Consider the following 1,631-nt stretch of genomic DNA (forward strand, 5'->3'; position numbering starts at 1 on the left):
CCTTCGGCGTGAAGGCCGCCGGCGAAATCCCGCTGGACGGGGTGGCCCCGGCGATCGGCAATGCTGTGTTCGATGCCTGCGGCGCGAGTGTTGACGTGATCCCCATCACCCCTGAGCGGCTGTGGCGGGCGCTGGAGCCGGCTGCGGCCAAGGCAGGCAAAGCCGGATGACAGATCATCGGGCGGCGGGCCTAGGCGTGATGGAACAGGGCGGGTAGCGAATGCGGATTCGCGTGATCGGTCATGTCAACCCGGATACAGACGCCATCGCCTCCGCCATGGGCTACGCCTGGCTTCTCCAGTCTCGCGATGGCGCTGATGCGGCAGCCGCCCGGGCGGGACCGACGTTGGAGGCAGCGCATCGGCCAGCGAGACGCGAGAGAGCTTCGGCCAGCAATTGCTGCTGGCGGGCGCCGGCATGGCCAGGCGCGACCCTGCCGACGTTGTCACCGGCGATCTGAAACTGTATGACAGCGCCGGCGTGCGGTCTGGTATCGCTCAGGTCGAGGTCACGGGCCTGCTCGAAGTCGGCGGCTTGCTGCCGGCGTTGTCACTGGCCTTGGATTGCTTGTGGGACCAGCGGAGCCTGGGTTTCGATATGCTGATGGTCACCGATATCGTAGCCGCCTCCAGCCGGATCATGATGAGCGGCGCTCCGGCGGTCCTTGAGGAGCTGCCGGTTGCCCGGTCCGCCGACGGAACGCTCGAAGCGCCCGGCCTGGCCTCGCGCAAGAAGCAGGCCTTGCCCGTGGTGTTGGCGCTACTGGAGGGCTAGGTGGGGGTTTTCGACAGGCTGGCGGAGCTTGAACGTGAAGGCCGGCCGGCGGCGCTGGCAACGGTCGTCCGCGATCGTGGCTCCGTCCCACGCCGGGCCGGGACTCGCATGATCATCCTCCGGGATGGTAGAACCGAGGGCACCATCGGCGGCGGCGAGATGGAGGCCCGGGTCGTGCAGGAAGCGCGGCAGGCGATACACGAGCAGCGGCCCAGACTGCTGCACTACTCGTTTAGCGACCCGGGGGAGGGGGATCCCGGCGTCTGCGGCGGAGAAATCGAGGTGTTCGTGGAACCCCTGGGGCTGCGACCAACGCTGGTGGTTGTCGGAGGCGGGCATGTGGGGCGGGCCGTCGCCTATCTCGCAAGTTGGCTCGGCTTCCGCCTGATCGTGTCGGACGACCGGCCCGAATACTGCACTCCCGAAGCCGTGCCCGGGGCCGACCAGTATGTGCAGTGCGCGCTCTCCGAACTCGCAGAGCGGATCGCGGCAGACGAGAACACCCATTGGGTGCTCACCACCCGTGGGGTTTCCCTCGACGTGGAAGGCTTGCCCGCCGTGCTGGCCCGGCCGGCCGCCTTTATCGGAGTGATCGGGTCCCGCAAACGCTGGGAAACCACGCGCAAGGAGCTGATCGACAAAGGTGTCCCGGCCGAGGATCTGGGGCGCGTCACCTCTCCCATTGGGCTGGAACTGAATGCCGAGACTCCGGAAGAGATCGCCGTCAGCATTCTCGCCCAGATCATCCAGCAGCGCCGCCAGGGCTCGGGTGAGCCGATGGCCCGGCTCGCCCGTCCGAGCGCCTAGGTGCCGGAGCGCCTCGCGACCGCCAGGGGAAATCTCGATCTCGCAGCACG

General features: G+C 67.9%; 2 protein-coding genes. Both read left to right on the forward strand.

From position 1 onward, the window contains the following. Positions 1-417 precede the first annotated feature (417 nt). Positions 418-774 (forward strand): hypothetical protein, encoded by a 357-nt coding sequence (locus tag MUO23_14625; protein ID MCJ7514184.1) that lies wholly within the window; start codon positions 418-420, stop codon positions 772-774. Then, positions 775-1,581, forward strand: a complete 807-nt coding sequence (locus MUO23_14630) for an XdhC family protein (protein ID MCJ7514185.1) — start codon at positions 775-777, stop codon at positions 1,579-1,581. Positions 1,582-1,631 lie beyond the last annotated feature (50 nt).

The sequence above is a fragment of the Anaerolineales bacterium genome, assembly GCA_022866145.1.
Classification (GTDB): Bacteria; Chloroflexota; Anaerolineae; order Anaerolineales; family E44-bin32; genus PFL42.

Coding starts and splice junctions, on each gene's coding strand:
- MUO23_14625 (MCJ7514184.1), top strand. CDS start 418: ATGGCCAGGCGCGACCCTGCCGACGTTGTCACCGGCGATCTGAAACTG.